This window comes from Mycobacterium sp., assembly GCF_035506235.1.
In the GTDB taxonomy this organism is placed as follows: domain Bacteria; phylum Actinomycetota; class Actinomycetes; order Mycobacteriales; family Mycobacteriaceae; genus Mycobacterium.
The window spans coordinates 49307-66569 of the sequence record NZ_DATJPU010000052.1; the positions used below are offsets into that span (position 1 = coordinate 49307).

Genomic DNA, 17263 nt, shown 5'->3' on the forward strand with positions numbered 1-17263 from the left:
ACGGATTTTCCACCGGGAATATGCTGATCGAATGCCGCAACGGGTGTTGCGCGATCGCCTGATCGAACTCGAAGTCCCCAGCGACGATGTGGCGCGCGGCCGGGCGCTGCGGGAAACTGTCCCGCGGCGCGCCCTTGCCCAGCTGACTCCCGCCGGCCGAACGGCAACAGAAATTCTCGTGACCCAAAACGCGGGCCGGCTAAGCGAACTCGTCCCGCTGCGGTTCGCCCGGCTGCTCGCCGACCCGTTCTCGTTCTACCGAGGTTCGGCGGCGGTCATGGCCGCCGACCTCGCCGCCGGCCCCTCGACCGGGATCGAAATACTTTGCTGCGGTGACGCCCACCTGTCGAATTTCGGCATGTATGCCGCGCCGGACCGATCAATCGTCTTCGACCTGAACGACTTCGACGAAGCCGGCGTGGCCCCCGCGGAGTGGGACGTCAAACGCCTGATCACCAGCGCCATCGTCGGTGGGCGCCGTGCCGGCTATCCCGGCGACGCCATCCGCCGTTGCGTCGAGGATGCTGTGGGTGGCTACCAGAAGAGTCTGCAGGCGATGCTCGAGGAGATGGACGTTCTCCAGCGCTACTACCTGCGGGTGGAGCCCGAGCACTACACCGGGAAGGTATCCAAGGGCCTGCAGGCGGTGATCCAGAAAACTATATCCCGCGCGCGCACCCGGACGTCAGCGCGAACCTTCAAGCAAATCACCGAGATTGGGCCCGACGGGACCCCTCGCTTACGAGAGGCGCCCCCCGTGCTGCAGCACGTCGACGAGCAGACCGAGGCGCCATTGGTGGAGGCGGTTCGGGAGTATCTGGCCGCCGTCCCCGCCGACGTGGCGCTGCTGCTGTCGCACTTTCGGATCACCGATGTCGCGCTGCGGGTGGTCGGCGTCGGCAGCGTCGGCACCCGTTGCTACTTGGTCATCCTGGTGGGTCCTAACGGCACGCCACTCATCCTGCAGATCAAGGAGGCCGCGCGATCAGTGCTCGAGGAATACGGCGGGTGGGCTCAACCGGAAAGCGTCAACGCCGCGGTCGAGGCCAAAGGACAGGGCGTGCGCGTCATCAATGGCCAGCAGGTCCTGCAGGCGATGTCGGACGTGTTCCTCGGGACGACGCGCCGGGACGGCCGCGACTACTACATCCGCCAGTTCCACGACATGAAGGGCAGCGTCGAAATCGAGGGGATGTCGGCCGCCACATTCGGCGAATACGTCGTCGCCTGTGCGGTGCTGCTGGCGCGGGCGCACTCCCAGAGCGCTAATGCGTCGATTCTGCGCGGATACGTCGGCACCAACGACTCGGTGCGTCAAGCGGTCGCCGAATGGTCATACGCATACGCCGACAAGTCGCTCGATGACTTTCACCAACTGCGCGCGGCGGCCGCGGCCGGCGACATCGAGGTGGCCGACGATCCGGCCTGGTAGCGGTCCGTGCGGTGCAGCCACTCCCGCGGCCGCAGCCGCCAGGTGCGGCGCGCGTATTCCAGTTCGGTATAAGGCCATTGCGTCACGATGCGCCCGGTGGGGGAACGGAAGTAGCTGTCGCACTGCGTCCAGACCGTCCGCTCCAGGTCCGCGGAAAGCTGTTCATTGTAACGCTTTTCGGCCTCCGGACGCACGTCGACGTAGCCACCCCGACGCGCCACCCGACTCACCGCGCTAACCACCAGTCGCGCGCCGGCCTCGAGGATGTAGACGATCGAGTTGCCGCCCTGGTTGGTGTTGGGGCCGTACAACACGAAGAAGTTCGGGAAGCCCCCGACGGCCACGCCCAGAAAGGCGCTCGGCTCGGCACCCCAGCGCTCATGCAGCCGCTGCCCCCCGATCCCGGTGACGTCGATGCCCGACAGGTAGCGGGAGGTCTCGAATCCCGTCGCCAGGACGATCGCGTCGGCGTCGACGACCCGGCCGGTCGCGGTGATCACCGACGACTTTGTGACCCGCACGATGGGATCGGTGACCAGGTCGACATTGTCTTCCTGCAGCGCCCGGTAGTACTCGTCGCCCAGCAGCACCCGCTTGCAGCGGAACGGGTAGTCCGGCGTCAGCGCGCGGCGCAGTCGCCCGTCGGCCACGGTGCGCTCCAGGAACGACGTGGCGACCTGGGTGCGCGCGGTCACCACCGGGTCGTCGGCGAAGGTCGCCGTGTTGTCGTGCTGAAATTTCCAGATCTGCCAACGCGTGCGGCGCACCGCGAGGGGATTGCGCCGGAAGCGGGCCAATTCGGCTGCGGTATAGGGGCGGTCGTCCTTTGGCACCATCCACGGCGGGGTGCGCTGGAACACCGTCACCCGTTCGGCGGTCTTCGCGAGTTCCGGGACGACCTGCACGCCGCTGGCACCGGTCCCGATGACCGCCACCTTCTTACCGGCCAGCCCGACGCCGTGATCCCACCGCGCGGTGTGCATGAGCGTGCCGGCGAAGTCGGTCAGGCCCTCGATCGCGGGGAGCTTCGGCGCGCCGAACAATCCGACGGCGCAGACGACGACGTCGGCGCTCAGCGTCGCGGGCTGCCCGGCCCGGTCCAACCGGAAATCCCAGCTCCACGTGTCGGGGTTCCACTGGACCGAAAGCACTTTCGTGCCGAGCATGAGGTAGCGGCGCAGATCGAAGTCGTCGGCCACCGACTCGAGGTAGGCCAAGATCTCGGGCTGCCGGGCGTAGGTGCGGGTCCAGGACTTGTTGGGCGCAAACGAGAACGAGTACAGGTGACTCTGGATGTCGCAGGCGGCGCCGGGATAGGTGTTACGCCGCCAGGTGCCGCCGACCCCGTCGTCGCCCTCGATGATCACCAGGTCGTCAATGCCGGCGCGGCGCAGCGCCACCGCCGCGCCGAGTCCGCCGAAGCCGGCGCCGATGATCGCCACCTTCGGCGGGCGGCGATGCCGCGTCGCGGCCCGCAGCCGCCCGACCGCATAGCGGCGGCGGGCCCCTCGGCTCGTCACGGTCCGGCCGTTCCGCGGCGGATCTGGTACCCCTCCAGGTCCCCTTTCGCCCGCCATGCCTCCAGGATGTCGGCGTACTCGGTCGGTGCGCCGATGAAGAAGCTGCCCTGCCGAGTCTTGGCGTCGGCCTTGCCTTCCCGGTTGTAGTAGCCCGGGGTGCAGGTCCTCGCCCGCTCGGCGGTCGCCGACGAGCGGGCCACAACCATGTCGACCCAGGCGGCTTCGGCGCCGGGTGTCGCCTCGATCTCGGTGGCGCCGCCGGCCAGCGCCCAGGCGATGATCCACGCGGCATGGCTTGCCTGCACGTCAAGCAGGTACGGGAAGTTCACCGTCAGCCCCGCCTGGGCGATGCTTTCGATGAAGCAATTCGGGAAACCGTTGGCGCACAGGCCCTGAAACGTGCGCACGCCGTCGCGCCACCGCTCCGTCAGCGTCGTGCCGTCGCGGCCGATCAGCTCGAACCCGGTGCGCCGGCAATAGTCGGTGCCCACCTCGAAACCCGTGGCGAAGATGAGGCAGTCGACTTCGTAGGTCACCCCGTCGACGACGACACCGCCCTCGGTGATGCGTTCCACCCCGCGACCGTGGGTGTCGACCAGGGTGACGTTGTCGCGGTTGAAGGTCTGCAGGTACTCATCGTGAAAACAGGGCCGCTTGCAGAAGTAGCCGTACCAGGGTTTGAGCGCCTCGGCGGTGGCAGGATCGGCCACGATCTCGTCGACTCGCGCCCGGATCTCCTCCATCTTGGCGAAGTCGGCCAGTTCGATGTCGGGGGCCGCCGAGCCGGCCCCGTCGTGCCGCATGACCGGAAGTTTCCGGGTGATGCTCGTCCACGCGTCGGCGACCAGGTCTTCCTCGGCCCGCCCGCCGGCCGTCAGGACCTGGAAGTTGCGGATGCGTTCGCGCTGCCAGCCGGGGCGTAATGCGTTGGCCCACTGGGCATCCGTGGGCCGATTGGCCCGCACGTCAACGGAGGACGGCGTGCGCTGGAAGACATAAAGGCGCTCCGCCGCCGCGGCCAGGTGCGGGACGCACTGGACCGCCGTGGCGCCGGTGCCGATGATGCCGACGCGCTTTTCGGCCAGGTTCTCCAGGCTTTGGCCGGTGTAGCCGTAGTCCCAGCGGCTGGTGTGGAAGGCCTTCCCGCGAAAGCGACCCAGGCCGTCGATCCCCGGCAGCTTGGGCTTGGCCTGATATCCGTTGGCCATGGAGACGAACCTGGCCCGCATCTCGTCCCCGTGGTTCGTCCGGATGACCCAGCGGGAAGTCGCCGGATCCCAACGCATCTCGTGCACATCGGTCTGCAGACACGCGTCGCGGTAGAGGTCGTAACTCTCGGCGATGCGGCGGCAGTGCGCAAAGATCTCCGAGCCCTTGGCGTACTTGTCCGACGGGACGGAGCCGAGCTCCTCCAAGAGCGGCATGTAGACGTAGGACTCGACATCGCAGGCGATCCCCGGATACCGATTCCAGTACCAGGTGCCGCCAACGTCGGCCGCCCGGTCGATCAGCCGCACGCTGCCGACACCGAGCTCTCGCAGCCGCGCGCCCGTCAACAGCCCGCCGAAACCGGCGCCGATGACCGCGACGTCCACTTCGTCGGTGAGCGGATCGCGGGTGAACTTTCCGTCCACCCATGGGTCTTCGGCGAAGCGGGCGAACGCACCCGACGTCTCCACGTACTGCGCGATGCCGTCCGGGCGCAGACGCCGCGCCCGCTCTTCGGCGTAGCGCCGCCGCAGAGCGTCGACATCGAACGTCACGCCAATGGTCGTCTCGGTCACGGCATGGACTTCCTCATCGTGAGCCGACTATATAATCAATCAATTGATCATATCAATGGTCAGCGATTTCTTCGGCGACGGCTCGACCCTGCGCTCAGCGCGGCGGTGTTCGCCTGGATCTCAGCAACGTGCCCCGGATCAGTTGTTTGGCCGAGCCCAAAGCCGCCTGATAGTCCTCCGGCGGCAGGGACGCGCCCAGCTCGGTAAGGCCGTAGATCAGCGAATAGACCGCCTCCACGGCGCCCTCCGGAGCGCCCTCGACGATGCCCTCGATGATGTCGCGAAAAGCCGTGAACCCCGCGCTGCCCGCCGACCGGGAGTCGAGCGCCACCGCGCCTTCGGCGCGGATCGCCCACTCGAAAGCCGCGAGGTCGGGGAACTCGCTCATCAACCGGCCCGATTCGTCGAGCACCGCCTCGATCCGGTCGATGGCGTCGCCGGGGCGGGCGGCGGCCCGGCGCAGCCGCGGCAACGCGATATCGGTTCTGGCCGCGACGGCCGCCTTGATCAACTCCGCCTTGTTGGGAAAGTAGTTGTACAGGCTGGCACTGGTCACCTCCGCGGTGCGGGCGATCTCGCGGATGGTCGCCTTGGAGTAGCCCACGTCGGCGACGCAGCGCATGGTGGCGACGATGATCCGCCGGCGGGTCTCTTCGCCGCTGGCACCGACCGGGCGGCCCAATTGCGCCCGCGTCATCGCACTGTCCTCACTCCTGCGTCCGGTCGGCCGGCTCCCGGGACGGCCCGATGGCGGCCCCCTCGAATATAATCGGCCGATCAATTATTGCTCGGCTTCGGCGCGGAGGTGCGCGGTGAGTGACCGCATGACCGCCACGCCGTCGCCGCTCGGCCGCCCCGTCGGCGCCAGCGGCGAGCACACCCGGGCACGAATAATCGCCGCGGCCATGCGCTGCGTCGCCGAAGTGGGCTACTCCAAGGCGACGATTCGTGAGATCGCCAAGGCAGCGGACATGACCAGCGGCAGTCTGTATCACTATTTCCCGAACAAGTCCGCGTTGCTCGCGGCGACCGCAAGGGAAATCGACGAGATCACGTCGGCACGGCTACGGGCCGCCGCGGCGCAGTCCGGCGACGCCGTCGATCGCCTCGAGGCGGTGCTGGACGAGATCGAGCGGTTGATGCGCGAGTATCCGTACCTCGCCGCGTTCGATCGGGTGATGCGGGCCGAACGCACCGCCCGCCCGCGCGGCGGCCGGGCGCGAAACCCCGGTTCAAAAGCGTTGCGCGACATCATCGATGAGATCCTCGAGGATGCCCTGGCGCGCAAAGCGTTGCCACCGGCCACCGACCCCGGCGCGGCGGTCAACGCGATCTATGCCCTGGCTCGCGGCCTGACGGAGCGTGCGGCCAACCTGACACCGGATGCCTACGCGGCCACGGTGGCATCGGCCAAGAAACTGATCAGGGGAACGCTTTTCGCGCCGCAAGCGAGTCGCCGAGGGTCCACAGCGCAACGCCGATCAAGACGAGATCTTTGAGCAGGAATTGGCCCGGCAGCGCGGACAACACGGGAAGGCCGTCGGCGTGCGTCGAGACCACGCCCGGGGTGGTGAACAAGAAGCTCAGCGTACCCATGAAGAGCACCACCGCCAGGGCGCTGCCAACCGCCGACGCGCGGGGCCATACCGGGCGCAGCGCAATGAGAAGCGCGGCAACGATTTCCATGGTTCCCAGCCCGCGCGCGACCACGGTGACGCCGGCCACGTGGTAGATCCAGCTCATCAGCGGGCTGTGTTCGATGAGCACCCGGGATTCCATCTTCACGTACTTGCCGAACCCGATCCAGGCCAACACGACCACCAGTCCGCATCGGCTGATCAGCTGCCCCGATCGGGTAAGCGACTGCGCGAGGCGATGGGGTGTCGCGGCGGTGGCCAGGGCGTGGTCGATCATCGGCGGAGGGTCCTTCCTGCGGGGCGGGGCGGCGACGGGATGTCACTCCACCCGGACCACGATCCACACCTCGATTGGGTTCAGCCACCCAATCGCTTCCCGGCGGCGGCGACGAATTACTGCGCCGCGTACCGGTCGCGCAGCTTGGCCAGCGTCGCCTCGATGCCCGCGGCGTTGGCCTTCCGGAAACCCATCCGTTCGTAGTACTTCAGCCCGTTCTTGACCGCACCGGCCTGGCTGTAGTCGAACGTCTCGGTGACCCGTGTCCGGGTCGGCGAGAGCGACTCGAACTCCCATCGCCAGCGGTGCCCCACGGGATGGCGCCATTCGACCAATTCGTCCGGTTTGAGCGCGGTCACGGTGCTGGTGATGCGATAGGGCACGCCGTACATCTTCATGTGTGTCGAAAACTTCGAGCCGACAACGAGATCCGCGGGAACTTTGATGTTGCCGCCGACGGTGCCCGATCCATCCAGTTCGTGGTGGCGCCGGGGATCTGCAACCATCGCGTACAACTGCGCGGCCGGCGCGTCCACTTCGACCGACCGACTCACCTGTCGGGGCCCCTCGTCCACAACCTCGACGGTCATGTTGGTCTCCTTCCGGGCGTCCGGTGGCGCCAGGTCGACGCTACGCTTCGCCGAGTTGAACTGTTACGACTGTTCAGAAACGACGTTCAGCATGGAGGGGTTCGGTGAGCCAATCGATTTCGGGAAGGGTGGCGTTGATAACCGGCGCCGCGCGCGGACAGGGACGGGCGCACGCGGTGCGGCTCAGCGCCGAAGGCGCGGACGTCATCGCGGTCGACATCGCGGGGCCGTTGCCGCCCAGCGTTCCCTACGATTCACCGACACCCGACGACCTCGCCGAGACGGCGCGACTGGTCAGCGCCAACGGCAGGAGGGTCATCACTTCGGCGGTCGACATCCGTGACCTCGACGCGCTCCGAGCGGCCGTCGACGCGGCCGTCGGCGAGCTGGGCCGCCTGGACATCATCGTCGCCAACGCGGGCATCTGCAGCCCCGCGCCCTGGGATCAAATCACGCCGCAGGCGTTCCGCGACACCATCGACACCAACGTGATCGGCACCTGGAACACCGTGATGGCCGGCGCTCACCACATCATCGACGGGGGTCGGGGCGGCTCGATCATCCTCATCGGATCCGCGGCCGGCATCAACATGCAGTCGTTCATGATCCACTACACGGCCAGCAAACATGCCGTCGTCGGGATGGCGCGCGCGTTCGCCGCCGAACTGGGCCGGTACAGCATCCGCGTCAACAGCTTGAACCCGGGAGCGGTCTCGACCCCGATGGGCACGGGTCGGATGCGCGAGGCGCTTCGGTCGGCCGCCGACACCTACCCCCACCTGAGGGGCCTGCACAAACCGCTGTTGCCCGACGGCATCGCCCAGCCCGAAGACATCTCCGACGCGGTCGCCTGGCTGGCGTCCGACCAATCCAGGCTGGTAACCGCAAGTCAGGTGTCGGTCGATATCGGCGTCGGCTACGTCTGATCGCGGTGCGGGCCCGGTCCGAGCGCGCGTGCGTCCAGCCGACCAGGCAGAATGGTGCTGCCCGCGTTCACCCGGTTCCGCAGAATCGGCGGCCGCCCGCGGTAACGGCCCGCCGACGCGGGAATACCCGAAGGACTGCAATGTTGGGTGTCGACGTACCCCCCGGGGTATCAGCCGGAAGGAGCGCGATGGCGACCAGGGAGTACCGGGTGACCGGGATGAGCTGCGGGCACTGCGAGGCCGCCGTCCGGTCCGAGGTCAGCCAGATTCCCGGTGTGGACGGCGTCGACGTGAACGCGCGCACGGGCAGGCTCGTGGTGGCAAGTTCTGTCGCCATCGACGCGAACGCCGTGCTGGGTGCGGTCGACGAGGCCGGTTATGAGGCGGTCCCGGTCGCGTGAAGCCCGCCGCACCGACCGCAGTGAACAACATCGAGCTGGACATCGCGGGGATGACCTGCGCGTCGTGCGCGATGCGACTCCAGAAGAGGTTGAACAAACTCGACGGGGTCGACGCGCAGGTCAACTACGCAACCGAACGGGCCGTCGTGACGGTCCCGGCCGGCTACGACCCACGGGCACTGATCGCGGAAGTAGAGAAGGTCGGCTACACCGCGGCGCTGCCGCGGCGGGAACCTGATTGCCAAACGACCGAAACCGCAGCGACCGGCGAGCTTGCGGCGCTGCGCATCCGCCTGATCGCCGCGGCCGTTCTCGCCGTCCCGGTGATCGCCATGGCGATGATCCCGGCGTGGGAGTTCCGCTACTGGCAATGGGCGTCGGTGGCGCTGGCCACGCCGGTCGTCGTGTGGGCGGGCCGCCCGTTCCACGCCGCGGCGTGGGCGAACCTCAAGCACGGCGCCGCCACCATGGACACGCTGATCTCGGTCGGGACGCTGTCGGCGTTCCTGTGGTCGCTGTACGCGCTTTTCCTGGGGCCGGCCGGCCGGCCGGCCATCCGCCACGGCTTCGAGCTGACCGCCGCGCGCGCGCACGTCGCCACTGGCGCGGGCAGCATCTACCTCGAGGTGGCCGCGGGCGTGACCCTGTTCGTCCTGGCCGGCCGCTACTTCGAGAAGCGCTCCAAGCGGCGCGCGGGCGCCGCGTTGCGTGCCCTGCTTGAGCTCGGCGCCAAGGACGTCGCGGTCGTGCGGGACGGCACCGAGACGCGCGTCCCCGTCGATCGGCTGGACATCGGCGACGAGTTCGTGGTGCGTCCGGGCGAGAAGATCGCCACCGACGGGACCGTCGTCGCGGGTTCCTCCGCAGTGGACGCCTCGATGCTCACCGGTGAGCCCGTCCCCGTCGAGGTCGGCGAGGGCGACCGCGTCACCGGCGGCACCGTGAACGCCGGCGGCCGCCTGATCGTGCGCGCCTCCCGCGTCGGCGACGACACCCAGGTGGCGCAGATGGCCAGGCTCGTCGAGACCGCGCAATCGGGCAGGGCCGAGGTGCAACGGCTGGCCGACCGCATCGCCGGGGTGTTCGTCCCCGTGGTCATCGTGGTCGCTGCGGCCACCCTCGCGGCCTGGCTGGCCGCCGGCTCCCCCATCACCGCGGCGCTCACGGCCGCGGTGGCGGTGCTGATCGTCGCGTGCCCGTGCGCGCTCGGGCTGGCCACGCCGACCGCCTTGCTGGTGGGCAGCGGCCGCGCGGCCCGGCTCGGCGTGCTCATCAAGGGGCCCGAGGTGCTGGAGTCGACGCGCAGGGTCGACACCATCGTCCTCGACAAGACGGGCACCGTCACCACCGGCACAATGACGCTCGCCGACGTGATCACCGGCGCGCACGCCGACCGCGAAACGCTGCTGCGCTATGCCGGAGCCGTGGAGGACGCCTCCGAGCACCCCGTCGCGCGGGCGATCGCCGGCGCCGCCGCGGCGGAACTCGGCGCCCTGCCCGCCGCGCGGGACTTCGCAAACGTCGGAGGCCGGGGCGTATGCGGCGTTGTCGACGGCCACGCCGTCGTCCTCGGCCGGGACAGCCTGCTGGCCGAGCGCGGCCAGCGCATCGACGCGGAGTTGTCGTCGGCGGCAGCCCGAGCCGAACGCGAGGGCAAGACCGCCGTCGCCGTCGGATGGGACGGTCGCGCGCGCGGGATCCTCGTGGTCGCCGACACCGTCAAACCCACCAGCGCCGCAGCGATCCGGCAGTTCAAAAGGCTGGGGCTGACACCGGTGCTGCTGACCGGGGACAACGAGACCGTCGCCGGTCGCATCGCCGACGAGGTCGGCATCGCGCACGTCCTCTCCGGGGTGCTGCCGGCCGGCAAGGTCGCCGCCGTCAAGCGGCTGCAATCCGAGGGCAAGGTCGTCGCCATGGTCGGCGACGGCGTCAACGACGCCGCGGCCCTGGCGTCGGCCGATCTGGGGCTCGCGATGGGGACGGGCACCGACGCGGCGATCGAAGCCGCCGACCTGACCTTGGTGCGTGGTGACCTGCGCGCCGCGGTGGACGCGATCCGCCTCTCCCGGCGGACGCTGCGCACGATCAAGACCAACCTGTTCTGGGCGTTCGGCTACAACCTCGCCGCCATTCCGTTGGCCGCGCTCGGCCTGCTCAACCCGATGCTCGCAGGCGCCGCGATGGCGCTTTCCAGCGTGTTCGTCGTCGGCAACAGCCTGCGGCTGAGCTCGTTTGTAAGCACGATCCGTGACGATCCTGTGGGATAGTTGAGCGGGCCCACCGCGTTCCTCGAGCCGCGGCCGGTGGGTTATTCGCAGAACGATCGGATTTAGCGAAGGTCACGACCGTTGCCCCATTTCGTCGAACAGTGGTCCCTGCTGCACGGCTGGCTGCCGGCGGCGGCGCAGGCCCTGGCGCTGCTGGCGGTCATCGGCGCGATCGGGTGGCGCAGACGGCGTTGGCGCGGCTGGGCGCTGCTGGTGGCGCTGGCGATCGCGGTGGCGGTCACGGCGCTGTCGTATTGGTACATCACGTCGATCGGCGTGGCCGGGGACCCGGCCCCCGTGTCGCTGTGGCTATGGATAGCGCTGAGCGGGCTCGCGTCCGCGGTGCTGCTGCTGGGATGGCCGGGTGCCCGCTGGTGGCGCCGCGCCCTGGCGGTGGTGTCGGTACCGCTGTGCGCGCTGTGCGCGGCGCTCGCCCTCAACGGCTGGGTCGGCTATTTCCCCACCGTGCTCGCCGCGTGGGATCAGCTGACGTCGCAGCCACTGCCCGATCAGATCGACCGGCTGAGGGTCACCGCAATGCAGCTCGAGGGAACCAAGCCGGCCAAGGGCGTCGTCGTCCCCGTGACGATCAGCGCCGGCGCGTCGCACTTCCCGCACCGCCAGGAGCTGGTGTATCTGCCTCCGGCGTGGTTCAACAGCAACCCGCCGCCCCGGCTGCCGACGGTCATGATGATCAGCTCCGCGTTCAACACGCCCGCCGACTGGCTGCGCCCCGGGGGCGCGTTCACCGCGATCGACGACTTCGCCGCCGGCCATCACGGGTTCGCCCCGGTGCTGGTGTTCGTCGACCCCACCGGTTCGTTCGACAACGACACCGAGTGCGTCAACGGCAGCCGCGGTCACGCCGCCGATCACCTGACCAAGGACGTCGTGCCATTCGTGGTGTCGAACTTCGGCGTCAGCGCCGACCGGGCCAACTGGGGCGTCGCCGGATGGTCGATGGGCGGCACCTGCGCCGTGGACCTGGCCGTCATGCACCCCGAGCTGTTCAGCGCATTCGTCGACATCGCCGGCGACCGCAGCCCCAGCATCGGTACGAAGGACCAGACCATCGCCCGGCTGTTCGGCGGCAACACCGACGCGTGGGCGGCCTTCGACCCCGCCACCGTCATCGCCCGGCACGGTCACTACACCGGGCTGTCGGGATGGTTCGACGTGCCCGCGCCGTCCGGGTCCCGCACCGTCGCCCAGGAAGCCGATCCCGACCTCGCCGCGCCCAGCGCCGACCCGGCCGCCAATCCGGAGGGGCAGGACGCCGCCGCCAATTCGCTGTGCGCCGCCGCGACGGCGAAGGGGATCAGCTGCGCGGTGGTCACCCAACCCGGCAGGCACGACTGGCCGTTCGCCGCCCAGGCGTTCGCCGCGTCGCTGCCGTGGCTGGCGGGGACGCTGGGGACCCCGGGCGTCGAGCCCGTCCCGTTGCCGCAGCGCGGCGGCGGGGCCGCGCACTGATCCCAGCTGCGCAAGACCGTTACCCTTTCGAGTCTGAATTCACAGCTGACCCTCCTGTAACGAACCCGGCATGCTCGAACCGGCACTGGTACCGTTCGCTGCTGTGGCGGCGGAGTTTGGCAAGCCTGGTTTCCGGGAGGGCATCCCGGGTACCGGGTCGCGTGTGCCGACATCGCATCGCAAAAGACCTGCAAGGAACCGCGGCGCCTCCGCCAACACCGCGTTCGGCGGCGGCTCGGGTCGGGGCCGCGGCGCACCGGAGCTGAACCGCCGCCGCTTCCTCGGGGCGCTGGCCGCGGCCACCGTCGCCGGCGTGGGCGCGGCCCGTCTGGTGGTCGACCCGCAACCCCGCACCTTCGCCCAGGCCCCCCCGGCGAACGTGGCAGCAACCTCGGGCCCGACCGCGCCGTCGGCGCTGCTACCGCCCCCTCCGCTCAGCGCGCGCATCCCGCTGCCCGGTGGCGGTGCGCTGACCAAGATCCCCGGCGAGGGTGACCTGCTGGCGCTGACGGTCGACGACGGCGTCAACAGCGAAGTGGTGCGCGCCTACACGCAATTCGCCGAAGACACCGGCGTGCGGCTGACTTTCTTCGTCAACGGCATCTACGAGTCCTGGACCGAGAATTTGCAGATGCTGCGGCCGCTGGTCGACTCCGGGCAGATCCAGCTGGGCAACCACACCTGGTCGCACCCGGATCTGACCACCCTGTCGAAAGACCAGGTCGCCCAGCAGCTCACCCGCAACGACGAATTCCTCAAGAAGACGTACGGCATCGGCGCCAAACCGTACTGGCGTCCCCCGTACGCGAAGCGCAACGCCGCCGTCGACGCGGTGGCCGCCGACCTCGGCTACACCGTCCCGACACTATGGTCGGGTTCGCTGTCGGATTCCACGCTGATCACCGAGGACTACATCGTGAAGATGGCCGATCAGTACTTCACCCCGCAGTCCATCGTCATCGGCCACCTCAATCACCTGCCGGTGACCCACGTCTACCCGCAACTCGTCGAGATCATCCGCGATCGAAACCTGCGCACCGTCACCCTCAACGACGTCTTCCTCAAGACGCCGTAGCGGCCGCCATCCGGGCCAGGCACTCGCCCAGCGTGGCGTGGAAATGCCCGATCGCGCTCTCGTGACGGCCGAACTCGACGAATTCGTTTGCGCCAGAATGTAGTCCGCGCTGCACACCCATCGACATCTCGTTGTCCTCCACCGCGCCCCGCGCGACGAGGGTACCCGCGGCGTTGGCCGGAGAGTCCGCCGATCCCGGCGGCGCGATTTCAGCTTTGGCCATCGAATAGATGCTGACCGTGCAGTGGTCGACGTCGACCGGGTCGATCACGATCACGAGCACCAGGTCGGGGAACGTCGCCAACATCACGTTCGGGAACAGGTGATACACGTATGTCACCCGCGCATCCGTCGACCAGGTGGCCTCCGGACGGTCACGGAGCCGTTCAATGTTGCGGTAGGGGAACGTGATACGGCTATTCGGTCCAAAGGCCTCGACCACGTTGAGGTCGTCGTATTGCAGCGGGAGGAAAGTGTCCTTGTGGGTCGACCGGATGTGATAGCCCTCAAGGAACTGTTCGACGAGGACCTTCCAGTTCATCGCCCGCGGCCTGGACTCGGTATACACCAGCTTTGCGGCCGGCAGCAGTTTGTCCCGCCACGGGGTGCCGTCGGCCAGCCAGGTCATCGCCTCGCCGGCCCAGCTGTGGGCGGCCGCGTCCGCCGAGTCGAGCGCGCCGATGACGATGAGCCCGTCCACCTCATGGCTTTCGACCTCGACCAAACCGCGGGTCGACGTGTCCAGGCCGGGGAACCCCTCGGCGTGGGGCACGTGTGCGAGCGAACCGTCCAGACGATATGTCCAGCCGTGGTAGCGGCACACCAACGCGTGCGAGCAGCCGGCCCCCTCGACCAGCGCGAAACCGCGATGCCGGCAGGCGTTGCGGAACACCCGGGCCCGTCGATCGTGCCCGCGCACCGCGAACAGGGGCACGCCGAACGCGATTCGCTCGACGTGGTCGCCCGCCGAGGGGATCGCGGCCGAGGGAGCGAAGACGCTCGGCATCGCACGAAGCAACCGGAATTCCTCGGCGAACCGGCTTGCGCTCAAATAGTTTTCGACCGGCTCACGCCAGGCCGCACCCTCGTCGGTGGTACCGGCGTCGATATGGGCGAGCACGCGCCGGACGATCTCCACATCGTCGGCGAGCACCGACTTCGTCGGCAAGCTCATGCGGCTCAGTATCACACTGCGATTGTCGTTGCGCAGCACCTACCGGTCGATCGCTTCACAGCGAATCGACAACCTCTTTCGCCTCGCGCAAGCCGGCTCCGGTCAGCTCGCGGAACAGCTTGATCGCGGCGATAGCGTTCCCGGCGCGCGCAAGGGCGACAACTTCGGAGGGCACGCCGCCCTCGAACTGCCCGGCCGGGATGGTTCCTGCGTCGCTGCCGAATGTCGGGCACGGGACCCCGAGTCGTTCCGATAACAGGCGCACCTGCTGTTCGAGCAGCGCGAGACGGCGGTACACGCGGGGATCTTCCATCACTTGACGATTATGCAGTTGCGACGCGCTATTCGGATGTCTCGGCGAGATTTGGATGCCTATGCCTGGTGGGTGATCGTCGACCGGCGCAGCTCGTCGACCACGGCGGTGACCCAGCGCCGCACGTGCGCCGGACTGCGCCAGTCACCCGCCCTTTTCTTGGCCATCGCGCCGGCGGGAAAGCCCTTCGCATCCGGTTCGAGCCGGCCTCCGAAGGTCACGTGGCCACGGGCGCCCACGCGGTGCAGCAATTTCGCAACCTGCGGTGTGGGCGGGATGTCACGCTTTTCGGCCGAATCGTCGAGCGGGCCGCTGCTGACCAGCCAGACGGGCAACTCGCGCAGCGCCGGGGCATTCCGGCGCACGAACCGTCGCGCGTCGCGGTGCCACCTGTTGGCGTACAACGCGCCCGCCACGATTACCGCGTCTATACCCCCCAGCTCACCGGCTTGCCTGGCCGGCCGCACCACCACGTCGCAGCCCGCCTCGCTCAGCGCGTCGCCGATCATCGTGGCCAACCCCTCCGTGCCGCCCCGCTTGGATCCGAAACTCACCAGAACACGCATCACCGGCTCCTTGCCGTCGCCGCCGCCGCCTCAGCGTCGGCCTTTATCGCGTCGAGCGTCGCGCGCATGATGTGCGCGACGAATGGCCGGATGAGCCACCAGTAACGCATGAAGCGTCGGTGTGAACCGGGATCGGTTGTGGCGGTTCGGCATTGGTAGCTGAGCAGCGTGTGGCTTGCACCGTAGGGCGCCAGCGAGAAGTTCGCCGCGACCTTTCCCCAACCGGGTTGGGAGAAGCCGACGAAATCCGCCGGCGCTACGTCGCGCCATTCGATGACCGGCCGCCAGAATTTTCCCACCGCGCCGAACGCAATCTCTCGATTTGGTCGTTCGCCAAGCGGTAGCCACCCGGGTAGCTCCGTTTCTTCGCTCATCACCAGTCGCGGTGGCGGAGGGACAGCTCTGCCGAGTAGCCGCTCCGGTAATGCCCGGATCCGCATCGACGCCGACAACAACGGCGTGCGGACGGTGAGCAGGTCCAGGGACCTGGCTGCCTGAAAAGTGGTCGCCGCGTCGGCGGCCACGACCACGTGCTCGGCGATCATGGCGTCGAACGCCGGGAGCGCCGATTCGATCAGCATGCGTTCTGCGCCAACGGCCGCCATGCTGTGATTGTCGAATCGAACGTCGCCCGGTCCTAGGGTCCCTGGTCCTTTGTCGCAAGGACGGTGGGCACCGGCTACCGATCCCGGTGCGCCGTCTCGGCGCGTTGCTTGATCCCCAGCATCATCTTGCGAACCATCGCGAAGTGCAGCGGTTCGCCGACTGCGTAGTCGACGATCGCGCCGAGTGCGCGCAGCATTCCCGAGCGCCGCGGGGCCAGCAACCGCAGCCACCCGGCATCCCGCTCGCGAACCAGCAGGCGGGTGCGATCTTTGGGCAGCGGCGATAAGACGAACGCCCAGGTGCCGATAACCAGCGCATGGTTGGGCTCGAGAACCGTCACCGGGCTTCCGATCCGCAGGGAACCGACCGACCCGGTGTCGATCCGGTCACCGATCTGAATCTGCTGCAGTTCGGAGTGAATTCGGGTGGCCGAGTGACGCCCTTCGATGTAGTGCACCGTACCGGGGAACAGGTAGCGCTCCACCCAGTCGTAGCTGTAGAACCCCGCCCTGCGATCACCAATCTGCACCAGCCATGGCCACACCGCGGCCGGCGGTGCATCGATGGTCACCGCCCGCGTGTGATGACTCATGACGTCCCGGACGATGTCGTCGCCCGGCAACCGCATCTGCCGCTCGGCGGCGGTGGCGCCCCAATCCAACAGGGCGGGGCGACCCAGGCCGTCATACACGATCAGCCCGGCGACCGGAACCGCCCATTGCCAGCGCGTCACGGTACTCGGCATTCGGTCGCCGTCTGGGGCGTGATCACGATGTACGCGGCCCGCGACTGCAGGTAATACCGCATCCGCAGCACCCATAACCTCAGGTGGCTCAGCTCCACCGCCGCGAACTCCGGTCGAAGGTAGTAGCGCCAAGCGATCCGGGCGAGCGCCGCGGGCGGCGGCGCGCCGCGCACCGCTCGTGCGTATCCGCGCACGACGAGCCGGTCGGAGTCCCGGTCCTCCCCGCCGAGCAAAAGGGCCACCCCTGGCGAGGTGACGACATTGCGCACCGTCCAGGACGCCGCCGAGGTCGTCGTATAGATCTGGCCCCGATGGGTGACGAACCACAGCGGCACCGCGAACGGCGTCCCCTTCTCAGAACGGCTGGCAAGGATCATGACCCGCGAGCTGCCAAGCGCCGCTTCCAGATTCGGCGAATGCAGGGCCTGAGCGTGCTTTTCGTCGCCGGCCGAGAACGATGTCGTCGGCGGAGGT

Annotated in this window: 18 protein-coding genes; 7 read left to right on the plus strand and 11 right to left on the minus strand. The window is 68.5% G+C overall.

From position 1 onward, the window contains the following. Positions 1-31: 31 nt before the first annotated feature. A complete protein-coding gene (locus tag VMD50_RS05345; protein ID WP_325425570.1) occupies positions 32-1432 on the plus strand; it encodes a DUF2252 domain-containing protein in 1401 nt (466 codons plus the stop codon). On the opposite strand, the gene VMD50_RS05350 is transcribed toward VMD50_RS05345, so the two are convergent. From VMD50_RS05350 to VMD50_RS05360, 3 genes are all read right to left on the minus strand, one after another. Continuing rightward, positions 1369-2952, minus strand: a complete 1584-nt coding sequence (locus VMD50_RS05350; RefSeq protein ID WP_325425572.1) for a flavin-containing monooxygenase — start codon at positions 2950-2952, stop codon at positions 1369-1371. The genes VMD50_RS05345 and VMD50_RS05350 overlap by 64 nt on opposite strands. Beyond that, on the minus strand, positions 2949-4736 hold the full coding sequence (locus VMD50_RS05355; RefSeq protein ID WP_325425574.1) for a flavin-containing monooxygenase: 1788 nt from the start codon (positions 4734-4736) through the stop codon (positions 2949-2951). The genes VMD50_RS05350 and VMD50_RS05355 overlap by 4 nt, the downstream gene beginning before the upstream one ends. Before the next feature lie 94 nt (positions 4737-4830). Continuing rightward, positions 4831-5433, minus strand: a complete 603-nt coding sequence (locus VMD50_RS05360) for a TetR/AcrR family transcriptional regulator (RefSeq protein WP_325425576.1) — start codon at positions 5431-5433, stop codon at positions 4831-4833. Between the two features lie 127 nt (positions 5434-5560). Between VMD50_RS05360 and VMD50_RS05365 the strand changes: the two genes are divergently transcribed. Beyond that, complete coding sequence (locus tag VMD50_RS05365) at positions 5561-6235, plus strand: TetR/AcrR family transcriptional regulator (protein WP_325425610.1); 675 nt, start codon at positions 5561-5563, stop codon at positions 6233-6235. Here the strand turns inward: VMD50_RS05365 and VMD50_RS05370 are convergent. Continuing rightward, positions 6159-6650, minus strand: a complete 492-nt coding sequence (locus VMD50_RS05370; RefSeq protein WP_325425578.1) for a DUF417 family protein — start codon at positions 6648-6650, stop codon at positions 6159-6161. The two genes, VMD50_RS05365 and VMD50_RS05370, sit on opposite strands and share 77 nt — an antisense overlap. Positions 6651-6766: 116 nt before the next feature. Further along, entirely contained in the window at positions 6767-7240 is a 474-nt protein-coding gene (locus tag VMD50_RS05375) for an SRPBCC family protein (RefSeq protein ID WP_325425580.1), read from the minus strand. Positions 7241-7344: 104 nt separating this feature from the next. On the opposite strand from VMD50_RS05375, the gene VMD50_RS05380 reads away from it, so the two are divergent. The 5 genes from VMD50_RS05380 to VMD50_RS05400 all read left to right on the plus strand — a co-directional run bounded on the left by VMD50_RS05380 (position 7345) and on the right by VMD50_RS05400 (position 13385). Further along, positions 7345-8166, plus strand: a complete 822-nt coding sequence (locus VMD50_RS05380; protein ID WP_325425582.1) for a mycofactocin-coupled SDR family oxidoreductase — start codon at positions 7345-7347, stop codon at positions 8164-8166. 188 nt (positions 8167-8354) lie between these two features. Continuing rightward, positions 8355-8567, plus strand: a complete 213-nt coding sequence (locus tag VMD50_RS05385; RefSeq protein WP_325425584.1) for a heavy-metal-associated domain-containing protein — start codon at positions 8355-8357, stop codon at positions 8565-8567. Next, a complete protein-coding gene (locus VMD50_RS05390) occupies positions 8564-10837 on the plus strand; it encodes a heavy metal translocating P-type ATPase (RefSeq protein ID WP_325425586.1) in 2274 nt (757 codons plus the stop codon). Before VMD50_RS05385 ends, VMD50_RS05390 begins: the two co-directional genes overlap by 4 nt. An 81-nt stretch (positions 10838-10918) precedes the next feature. After that, positions 10919-12310, plus strand: coding sequence for an alpha/beta hydrolase (locus tag VMD50_RS05395; RefSeq protein WP_325425588.1), 1392 nt, complete (start codon positions 10919-10921; stop codon positions 12308-12310). 262 nt (positions 12311-12572) lie between these two features. Next, positions 12573-13385 carry a polysaccharide deacetylase family protein gene (locus VMD50_RS05400; protein ID WP_325425612.1) on the plus strand — a complete coding sequence of 271 codons (813 nt, stop codon included), beginning with the start codon at positions 12573-12575 and terminating at the stop codon, positions 13383-13385. Here VMD50_RS05400 and VMD50_RS05405 read toward each other — a convergent pair. The 6 genes from VMD50_RS05405 to VMD50_RS05430 form a co-directional block, all read right to left on the minus strand. After that, positions 13372-14559 (minus strand): aromatic ring-hydroxylating oxygenase subunit alpha, encoded by a 1188-nt coding sequence (locus tag VMD50_RS05405; RefSeq protein WP_325425590.1) that lies wholly within the window; start codon positions 14557-14559, stop codon positions 13372-13374. The genes VMD50_RS05400 and VMD50_RS05405 overlap by 14 nt on opposite strands. A gap of 55 nt (positions 14560-14614) precedes the next feature. After that, on the minus strand, positions 14615-14872 hold the full coding sequence (locus VMD50_RS05410; RefSeq protein ID WP_325425592.1) for a ribosomal protein L7/L12: 258 nt from the start codon (positions 14870-14872) through the stop codon (positions 14615-14617). Positions 14873-14931: 59 nt separating this feature from the next. Beyond that, the gene (locus tag VMD50_RS05415) at positions 14932-15438 is read right to left on the minus strand and encodes a flavodoxin domain-containing protein (protein ID WP_325425594.1); all 507 of its coding nucleotides are present in this window, start codon (positions 15436-15438) and stop codon (positions 14932-14934) included. Further along, positions 15438-16043 carry a hypothetical protein gene (locus VMD50_RS05420; protein ID WP_325425596.1) on the minus strand — a complete coding sequence of 202 codons (606 nt, stop codon included), beginning with the start codon at positions 16041-16043 and terminating at the stop codon, positions 15438-15440. The genes VMD50_RS05415 and VMD50_RS05420 overlap by 1 nt, the downstream gene beginning before the upstream one ends. A 74-nt stretch (positions 16044-16117) precedes the next feature. Further along, complete coding sequence (locus tag VMD50_RS05425) at positions 16118-16789, minus strand: hypothetical protein (RefSeq protein WP_325425598.1); 672 nt, start codon at positions 16787-16789, stop codon at positions 16118-16120. After that, the coding region (locus VMD50_RS05430; protein WP_325425600.1) for a pyridoxamine 5'-phosphate oxidase family protein at positions 16774-17263 on the minus strand (490 nt) is incomplete at its 5' end. The genes VMD50_RS05430 and VMD50_RS05425, both read right to left, overlap by 16 nt.

Bases quoted from the DNA above. Each gene is read 5' to 3' on its own strand.
- VMD50_RS05360 (WP_325425576.1), bottom strand. From the start codon at position 5,433: ATGACGCGGGCGCAATTGGGCCGCCCGGTCGGTGCCAGCGGCGAAGAG.
- VMD50_RS05345 (WP_325425570.1), top strand. From the start codon at position 32: ATGCCGCAACGGGTGTTGCGCGATCGCCTGATCGAACTCGAAGTCCCC.
- VMD50_RS05370 (WP_325425578.1), bottom strand. From the start codon at position 6,650: ATGATCGACCACGCCCTGGCCACCGCCGCGACACCCCATCGCCTCGCG.
- VMD50_RS05405 (WP_325425590.1), bottom strand. From the start codon at position 14,559: ATGAGCTTGCCGACGAAGTCGGTGCTCGCCGACGATGTGGAGATCGTC.
- VMD50_RS05365 (WP_325425610.1), top strand. From the start codon at position 5,561: ATGACCGCCACGCCGTCGCCGCTCGGCCGCCCCGTCGGCGCCAGCGGC.
- VMD50_RS05420 (WP_325425596.1), bottom strand. From the start codon at position 16,043: ATGGCGGCCGTTGGCGCAGAACGCATGCTGATCGAATCGGCGCTCCCG.
- VMD50_RS05375 (WP_325425580.1), bottom strand. From the start codon at position 7,240: ATGACCGTCGAGGTTGTGGACGAGGGGCCCCGACAGGTGAGTCGGTCG.
- VMD50_RS05410 (WP_325425592.1), bottom strand. From the start codon at position 14,872: ATGGAAGATCCCCGCGTGTACCGCCGTCTCGCGCTGCTCGAACAGCAG.
- VMD50_RS05415 (WP_325425594.1), bottom strand. From the start codon at position 15,438: ATGCGTGTTCTGGTGAGTTTCGGATCCAAGCGGGGCGGCACGGAGGGG.
- VMD50_RS05425 (WP_325425598.1), bottom strand. From the start codon at position 16,789: ATGCCGAGTACCGTGACGCGCTGGCAATGGGCGGTTCCGGTCGCCGGG.
- VMD50_RS05385 (WP_325425584.1), top strand. From the start codon at position 8,355: ATGGCGACCAGGGAGTACCGGGTGACCGGGATGAGCTGCGGGCACTGC.